Origin of the sequence: Streptomyces sp. SID4985 (assembly GCF_009863025.1) — a bacterium.
Classification (GTDB): Bacteria; Actinomycetota; Actinomycetes; order Streptomycetales; family Streptomycetaceae; genus Streptomyces.
Map to the genome: position 1 here is coordinate 1 of NZ_WWIR01000247.1, position 6,885 is coordinate 6,885.

Sequence of the window (6,885 nt, forward strand, 5' to 3'; positions counted from 1 at the left end):
GTAAGGGGCGCCCGCCATGGCGGACGCCCCTTACCTCAGACCCTGTTGACTTGGGGCCCCTGCTACAGGTACTTCTTCAGCTCCCGCCGCGCCAGAGACCGCTGGTGCACCTCGTCGGGCCCGTCCGCCAGCATCAGCGTGCGCGCGCTCGCGTACAGCTCGGCCAGCGGGAAGTCCTGGCTCACCCCGCCCGCGCCGTGCAGCTGGATCGCGCGGTCCAGGATCTCCACCACCGCACGGGGCGTGGCGATCTTGATGGCCTGGATCTCGGTGTGGGCGCCCTTGTTGCCGACGGTGTCCATCAGCCAGGCCGTCTTCAGCACGAGCAGCCGGAGCTGCTCGACCGTCACCCGGGCGTCCGCGATCCAGTTCTGGACCACGCCCTGCTGGGCCAGCGCCTTGCCGAAGGCCGTACGGGACACCGCCCGGCGGCACATCAGCTCGATCGCCCGCTCGGCCATGCCGATCAGCCGCATGCAGTGGTGGATACGGCCCGGACCGAGCCGCGCCTGCGCGATGGCGAAGCCGCCGCCCTCCTCGCCGATCAGGTTCGACACCGGCACGCGCACCTGGTCGAAGATGACCTCGGCGTGGCCGCCGTGCGAGTGGTCCTCGTAACCGAAGACCTGCATGGCCCGCTTCACGGTGAGGCCGGGCGTGTCGCGGGGGACCAGCACCATGGACTGCTGGCGGCGGATGTCGGCGCCGTCCGGGTCGGTCTTGCCCATCACGATGAAGATCTGGCAGTCCGGGTTCATCGCCCCGGAGATGTACCACTTGCGCCCGGTGATGACGTACTCGTCGCCATCCCGCTCGATCAGCGTGGTGATGTTGGTGGCGTCCGAGGAGGCCACCTCCGGCTCGGTCATCGCGAAGGCCGAGCGGATCTCCCCGGCGAGCAGCGGCTCCAGCCACTGCTTCTTCTGCGCCTCGGTGCCGAACTGCGCCAGCACCTCCATGTTCCCGGTGTCGGGGGCCGCGCAGTTGGTCGCGGGCGGCGCCAAGTGCGGTGAGCGGCCGGTGATTTCGGCGAGGGGCGCGTACTGGAGGTTGGTGAGCCCGGCGCCGTACTCGGTGTCCGGCAGGAACAGGTTCCACAGCCCCTGCCTGCGCGCCTCGGCCTTCAACTCCTCGACCACCGCCGGGGTGTCCCACGGCGAGGCGAGCCGCGCCCGCTGCTCCTCGGCGACCGGCTCGGCCGGGTACACGTACTCGTCCATGAAGGCGAGGAGGCGGTCCCGCAGCTCCTCGGTGCGCGCGTCGAACGCGAAGTCCATGTGCGGTCAGCCTTCCTGAAGGGTCGTCAGTCCATGGTTGATGAAGACGGGTACGAGGTCGCCGATGCGGTCGAAACCGCGTCCGACCGTCTGGCCGAGGGTGTACCGGTAGTGGATGCCCTCCAGGATCACGGCGAGCTTGAACCAGGCGAACGCCGTGTACCAGTTGACGTCCGAGACGTCGCGCCCGGAGCGTGCCGCGTACCGCTCGATCAGCTCGCGCGGGGCCGGGTGGCCCGGTGCCTCGGCGGTGGTGGAGACGGGGGAGTCGGCCATGCCGAGCGGCTGGCTGTACATCACCAGCAGGCCCAGGTCGGTCAGCGGATCGCCGAGCGTGGACATCTCCCAGTCGAGGATGGCCTCGATCCGGTCGTCGGTGCCGATCAGCACGTTGTCCAGGCGGTAGTCGCCGTGGACGACCGCCGGGGCGGGGGAGTGGGGCAGCGAGCGGCCGAGCGTCGCGTGCAACTCGTCGATGCCCGCGAGGTCGCGGTTGCGGGATGCGTCCAACTGCTTGCCCCAGCGCCGCAGTTGGCGGTCCAGGAAGCCCTCGGGGCGGCCGAAGTCCGCGAGCCCCACCTCGGCGGGGTCCACCGCGTGCAGCTCGACGAGGGTGTCCACCAGGGACAGCACCGCGTCCCGGGTGCGCTCGGGGCCGAGCGGGGCGAGCTGGTCCGCCGTGCGGTAGGGGGTGCCCTCGACGTACTCCATGACGTAGAACGGAGCCCCGAGCACCTCCTCGTCCTCGCACAGCAGCACCGGACGCGGGACCGGAACCTCGGTCGGGTGCAGGGCGCTGATCACCCGGTGCTCGCGCCGCATGTCGTGCGCGGTGGCGAGCACATGGCCGAGCGGCGGACGGCGGACGACCCACTTCGAGGTGCCGTCGGACACCGCGTAGGTGAGGTTCGACCGTCCGCCCTCGATCAGCCGGCCGGTCAGGGGGCCGGTCACCAGACCGGGCCGCTCACGGTCGAGCAGCGCGCGCAGCCGGTCGGGATCGAGTCCGGGCGGGTGGTCGGCGCTCATACATCACTCCTACGAACGGGCGAACAGGAACCCGTCTCATGATGCCGACCGGTCGGTATGTCGTCCAGTGTGTTCACCGGAACCGACCCGATCAGTGACCGGGACCACAGCCGCGCGCCGACGGCCCTCCCCGACGCGGCGTCGGAGGGACCGTCGGCGCGAGCGGACTCAGTTGGTCCGCGAGCGGGCTCAGTGGTCGTCGTAGTGGTCCTCGTGCTCGGCGTGCCGGTGCCCGTCGTGCAGATAGTCCACGTGGTCGGCGTGCGCCACGCGCGCGTGCCCGCACTCCTCGTGGTGCACATGGTCGTGGCCGGGGTGCGCGACGTGCCCGGCGGGCTCGCACTCGTCCCAGTGCTCGCTGTGCGCGCGGTGCAGATGGCCGTCGTGCGCGTAGTCGACGTGGTCGCCGTGCGGTACGGCGGAGTGCCCGCAGCCCGGCCCGTGGCTGTGCGCGCCGTGCTCGGAGTGTTCCTGGTGAAGGTCGGTCATGGGGCTCACCTTCGGGAGGCGGGATCGGGGGATGTCGGGGAACGACGACCGACAGGCTACGCGCGAAAGGTGCGTATCCCGGCATATGGGTTGCGTGGTGTCCGGGTACCCAGGAAGGTCTAGGACATGAAGGCGATCAGCTACCGCCGCTACGGCGGACCCGAGGTGCTGGAGTACGGCGAGCGGCCCGAGCCCAAGCTCGGCCCCGACCAGGTACTGGTCCGCGTGCGCGCGGCGGCCGTCAACCCGGTGGACTGGAAGTGCCGCGAGGGCTACCTCGACCCGATCCTCGAGACCGTGTTCCCGGTGATCACCGGCTGGGACATGAGCGGGGTCGTGGTCCGGCCCGGCGCCTCCGTCCCGGAGTACGAGGAGGGGGACGAGGTGATCGGCTACGTCCGCGAGGACTTCCTCTCACTGGGCACCTTCGCCGAGTACGTCTCCGCCCCGGTGCGCACCCTGGCCCCCAAGCCCGGCGCCCTCTCCTTCGAGGAGGCCGCGGGCCTGCCACTGGCCGGGCTGACCGCCTATCAGTGCGTGGTCACGGTCCTCGGGGTCAAGCGCGGCGACACCCTCCTCGTGCACGCCGCCGCCGGCGGGGTCGGCTCGCTGGCCGTCCAGCTCGGCGTCCACCTCGGCGCCCGCGTCATCGGCACCGCGAGCGAGCGCAACCACGCCTACGTACGCTCCCTCGGCGGCGAACCCGTCTCCTACGGCGAGGGCCTGGCCGAACGCGTGCGCGGAATCGCCCCCGAGGGCGTCGACGCGGCCTTCGACACCATCGGCGGCGAGACCCTCAAGATCTCCGCCAACCTGCTCGCCCCCGGCGGCCGCCTCGTCTCCATCGCCGACCCCGAGGTGGTCAAGTACGGCGGCCGCTACTGGTTCGTCCGCCCCGACGCCGAGGACCTGACCAAGCTGTCCCAACTGGCCGACCAGGGCGTGGTCTCCGTCCATGTGGAGAAGGTGTTCCCGCTGGAGGAGACGGCGGAGGCCCAGAAGCTCAGCGCGGGGCACCATGCGCGGGGGAAGATCGTCGTGACGATTCCCGAGAAGTAGACCGGCCGGGCCATCGCGTCCCTCACACCAGCAGCGCCGCCGCGCACACGGCCAACGCCGCCGCACACACCGCCGCCGCCGTCGCGTGACGCGGGGTCAGCGCGGCGGGGCGGTCGGCCGTCGACAGTACGCGGATGCGGTGGTGGGCGATGCGGAGAAACCCCAGCCACAGCCCGCAGCTCACCGCGCACAGCAGCGCGGCGGCGACCGGCTCGTCCGCGCGCAGGGCGGCCCGTACCGCGAGGACCGCCACCACCGTGCACGCGAGTGTCGTACGCCGCCAGGCCAGCCGGGTCCGCTGCGGCTGGAGTCCCCGGTCCCGGCCGGACGGCGCGCCGCCCCCCGAACCCTGGTCGGCAGTCACCCCGCCCACCCCACCAGCACCACCACGACCATCGCGAGGGCCACCACCGCGATCACCAGGCTCAGCACCACCGGGAAACGGGACACTGGCAGATCCTCCCCGAGCCGCATCGCCCGCTCGCAGCGCACCCAGTGGTTCACCGCGCGCAGCGCGCACAGCACCCCGGCCGCGAGCAGGGCGAGGGCGAGTCCCGCCCGCCACGCCCAGCGCAGGTGCGGCAGGAACTGGTCCACCGCGAACCCGCCGCCGATCAGCGCCAGCGCGGTCCGCAGCCAGGCGAGGAAGGTGCGCTCGTTGGCGAGCGAGAACCGGTAGTCGGGGGTGCTGCCCTCGTCCCGTACCCGCTCGGGGGCGAACCAGAGGCGGACGTTCCGCGCGAATTCGATCACGCGAGGGACCCTACCGGCGCGTCACGCGCCCGCCCGGAACGCCCTCAGCCGCTCGTACGCCGCGAGCCCGTCCGGCACCCACTCCCACCCACTCAGCCGCCGCTCCACCTCGTCCTCGGCCAGGAAGTCGTGCCACTGCACCTCCTCCACCTGCGGCTCCACCGGAAGTTCGCAGCGGACCTCGTACACCGCCGACCACCAGCTCTTCCCGGCCCCGTCGTCGTAGAGGAACTTGAACAGGAACTCCGGGCGGTCAAGGCCCGACACCCCCAGTTCCTCCTCGGCCTCCCGCAGCGCGGCCTCGTCGTAGGACTCGCCCGCGCCCACCACCCCGCCGACGAACATGTCGTACAGCGCGGGGAAGACCAGCTTGGTCGCGGTGCGGCGGTGGACGAAGAGCCGCCCGGCCGCGTCCCGGGCCTGGATGAAGACGCAGCGGTGCCGCAGGCTCCGGGCGTACGCCTCACCGCGCGGGACCTGGTCGACCACCCGGTCCCGCTCGTCCACGATGTCGAGGATCTCGTCGGCAGGATTCATACGGCCATCCAAGCAGCCCGCCGTAGGGAGTGAGGGGCCTCAGTTCCGCTGAAGGTCCCGCACCCGCCGCTCCTCCGCCGTCCCGCAGGGCATCGCCGGATGCAGCCCGAGCAGCACGATGCCCGCCACGATCGCCGCGAGCCCGGCCGCCTCCCAGGCCAGCGCCCCGGTGTCGGTGCGCAGCCGGTCGCCCAGGAAGCCCACCCCGCAGAGGATGCCCGCGAGGGGCTGGGCCGCCGTCAGCGCGGGCAGCGACATCCGCAGCGGGGCCGTCTCGAACGCGCTCTGCACCAGCATCAGCCCGGTCACCCCGAGCACCAGTACCCCGTACGGCTGCCAGCCGGTGAACAGCTCCGCCGGGCCGCCCTCGGCCCACCGGGTGGCGCTCACCCGGGTCAGCGCGTCCTGGACGCCGTACAACAGCCCCGCCGCCGCGGCCAGCAGCACCGCGCCCCAGCCGGTCCGCGACCGCTTGGCGTACCCGGCGAGCGCGAGGGCGACGCCCAGCATCGCGCCCATGATCAGCCAGTGCCGCAGCGGATCGGTGACGGCGGTGCCCGCGTGCGGACGGCCCGCCAGGATGAACGCGCTCACCCCGCCCGCGAGCAGCGCGAGCCCGGCCCAGCCCTGACGGCCCAGCGGCTGCCCGGTCTGACGGCGGGACAGCGCGAGCGCGAAGAGGAGGTTGGTGGCGAGCAGCGGCTCCACCTCGGAGATCTCGCCCTGCCCGAGCGCGACCGCGCCGAGCCCCATCCCGGCCACCATCAGCGCCGTACCGCCCAGCCAGCGCGGCACCCGCATCAGGTCGAGGAGCAGCCGGAAGGACAGGAAGTCGCTGAGCGGGGCCCGTTGCGCCACGTTCTGCTGGAGCACGAATCCGAACCCCAGGCAGCAGGCGGCGCCCATGGCGAGAAGGACAACCAGAAGGGACACGCTGCGTACCTCGATCATCGGCCGGGCCACGATTGCGTGTGGCCGACTGTAGCGCCCTCGGACGGCGTCGCCGCGGAGAGTGCCCGGATGGGGGCGGGTTGGCGCGGTCCCGTCGTACGGCTGGGCGGGGCACCGGACCAGGGGTCGCGAGGCCGGTTCGGGCAGCGGCGAGCGGAACCGTCGGCTCATGTTCCGCCGACCCGCCCCCGGGCGCCATGGCGTACGCCACAATCGGGCCCCCGAACCCCCGCGCCGGGCCCGCCATCAGGTCCCTCGAAGCGCAAGTGCCCCTGGAGAAACGCTCGTTGAACCCAGTAACACTCGGATTCCGCTTGACGCAATCCCTGGCGGGGAGTTTGCTGTGCGTGATCGGCCGATGGCAGCCCGAGAAACAGGAAGTCCAGCGGTGCCCCCACTCCCGTCCCTGCTCGGCACATGCCGGGCCCCCGCTCAACCGTCCGGTGACACCGCTCCCGACGACCCCCGCGCCTTCGAGGCAGCCCTCGGCGACGCGGAACTGCTCGCCGCCCGCGCCGCCCTGGCCGGTGGCAGATGGCAGCCCGTCCGCTCTCTGCTGGCCCACACCGGCGACGACTGGGACCGCCGGGGCCACCGGATCACCGTGCTCGCCCAGGAGCCGTGCACCGAGGCCCGCGTCCGCGCATGGCTGCTGACCGAACCCGGCTCCGCCGACGCCACCGCCCTGCTCGCCCTCACCCTGGTCCACCGCGCCCTGACCGGCCGCGAGGAACCCGACCGGGCCCGCGCCGCCTGCCACGCGGCCGCCACGCTCGCGCCCGCCGACCCC

8 protein-coding genes and 1 pseudogene are annotated in these 6,885 nt (G+C 72.5%); 2 read left to right on the plus strand and 7 right to left on the minus strand.

What is annotated here, in order from left to right; translation table 11 throughout:
* Positions 1 to 62: 62 nt before the first annotated feature.
* The 3 genes from GTW40_RS10090 to GTW40_RS10100 form a co-directional block, all read right to left on the minus strand.
* On the minus strand, positions 63 to 1,277 hold the full coding sequence (locus GTW40_RS10090; protein ID WP_161179825.1) for an acyl-CoA dehydrogenase family protein: 1,215 nt from the start codon (positions 1,275 to 1,277) through the stop codon (positions 63 to 65).
* Between the two features lie 6 nt (positions 1,278 to 1,283).
* Complete coding sequence (locus tag GTW40_RS10095; RefSeq protein ID WP_161179826.1) at positions 1,284 to 2,306, minus strand: phosphotransferase family protein; 1,023 nt, start codon at positions 2,304 to 2,306, stop codon at positions 1,284 to 1,286.
* A gap of 189 nt (positions 2,307 to 2,495) precedes the next feature.
* Entirely contained in the window at positions 2,496 to 2,795 is a 300-nt protein-coding gene (locus tag GTW40_RS10100; RefSeq protein ID WP_161179827.1) for a hypothetical protein, read from the minus strand.
* Between the two features lie 126 nt (positions 2,796 to 2,921).
* On the opposite strand from GTW40_RS10100, the gene GTW40_RS10105 reads away from it, so the two are divergent.
* A complete protein-coding gene (locus tag GTW40_RS10105) occupies positions 2,922 to 3,854 on the plus strand; it encodes an NADP-dependent oxidoreductase (RefSeq protein WP_161179828.1) in 933 nt (310 codons plus the stop codon).
* 22 nt (positions 3,855 to 3,876) lie between these two features.
* Here the strand turns inward: GTW40_RS10105 and GTW40_RS10110 are convergent, their stop codons facing one another.
* From GTW40_RS10110 to GTW40_RS10125, 4 genes are read right to left on the minus strand one after another with little or no spacing between them, the layout of a single operon-like run.
* The gene (locus tag GTW40_RS10110) at positions 3,877 to 4,218 is read right to left on the minus strand and encodes a DUF202 domain-containing protein (protein WP_161179829.1); all 342 of its coding nucleotides are present in this window, start codon (positions 4,216 to 4,218) and stop codon (positions 3,877 to 3,879) included.
* Entirely contained in the window at positions 4,215 to 4,607 is a 393-nt protein-coding gene (locus tag GTW40_RS10115) for a DUF202 domain-containing protein (protein ID WP_161179830.1), read from the minus strand. The genes GTW40_RS10110 and GTW40_RS10115 overlap by 4 nt, the downstream gene beginning before the upstream one ends.
* Before the next feature lie 21 nt (positions 4,608 to 4,628).
* The gene (locus GTW40_RS10120; protein ID WP_161179831.1) at positions 4,629 to 5,144 is read right to left on the minus strand and encodes an NUDIX domain-containing protein; all 516 of its coding nucleotides are present in this window, start codon (positions 5,142 to 5,144) and stop codon (positions 4,629 to 4,631) included.
* A gap of 39 nt (positions 5,145 to 5,183) precedes the next feature.
* The gene (locus GTW40_RS10125) at positions 5,184 to 6,095 is read right to left on the minus strand and encodes a DMT family transporter (protein ID WP_202485664.1); all 912 of its coding nucleotides are present in this window, start codon (positions 6,093 to 6,095) and stop codon (positions 5,184 to 5,186) included.
* A gap of 388 nt (positions 6,096 to 6,483) precedes the next feature.
* Here GTW40_RS10125 and GTW40_RS10130 point away from each other — a divergent pair.
* Positions 6,484 to 6,885, plus strand: a pseudogene (locus GTW40_RS10130) (hypothetical protein); the annotation flags it as partial.

What these genes read in the sequence shown, in the direction of transcription:
- GTW40_RS10120 (WP_161179831.1), bottom strand. Translation starts at nt 5,144, where the DNA reads ATGAATCCTGCCGACGAGATCCTCGACATCGTGGACGAGCGGGACCGG.
- GTW40_RS10090 (WP_161179825.1), bottom strand. Translation starts at nt 1,277, where the DNA reads ATGGACTTCGCGTTCGACGCGCGCACCGAGGAGCTGCGGGACCGCCTC.
- GTW40_RS10095 (WP_161179826.1), bottom strand. Translation starts at nt 2,306, where the DNA reads ATGAGCGCCGACCACCCGCCCGGACTCGATCCCGACCGGCTGCGCGCG.
- GTW40_RS10100 (WP_161179827.1), bottom strand. Translation starts at nt 2,795, where the DNA reads ATGACCGACCTTCACCAGGAACACTCCGAGCACGGCGCGCACAGCCAC.
- GTW40_RS10105 (WP_161179828.1), top strand. Translation starts at nt 2,922, where the DNA reads ATGAAGGCGATCAGCTACCGCCGCTACGGCGGACCCGAGGTGCTGGAG.
- GTW40_RS10125 (WP_202485664.1), bottom strand. Translation starts at nt 6,095, where the DNA reads ATGATCGAGGTACGCAGCGTGTCCCTTCTGGTTGTCCTTCTCGCCATG.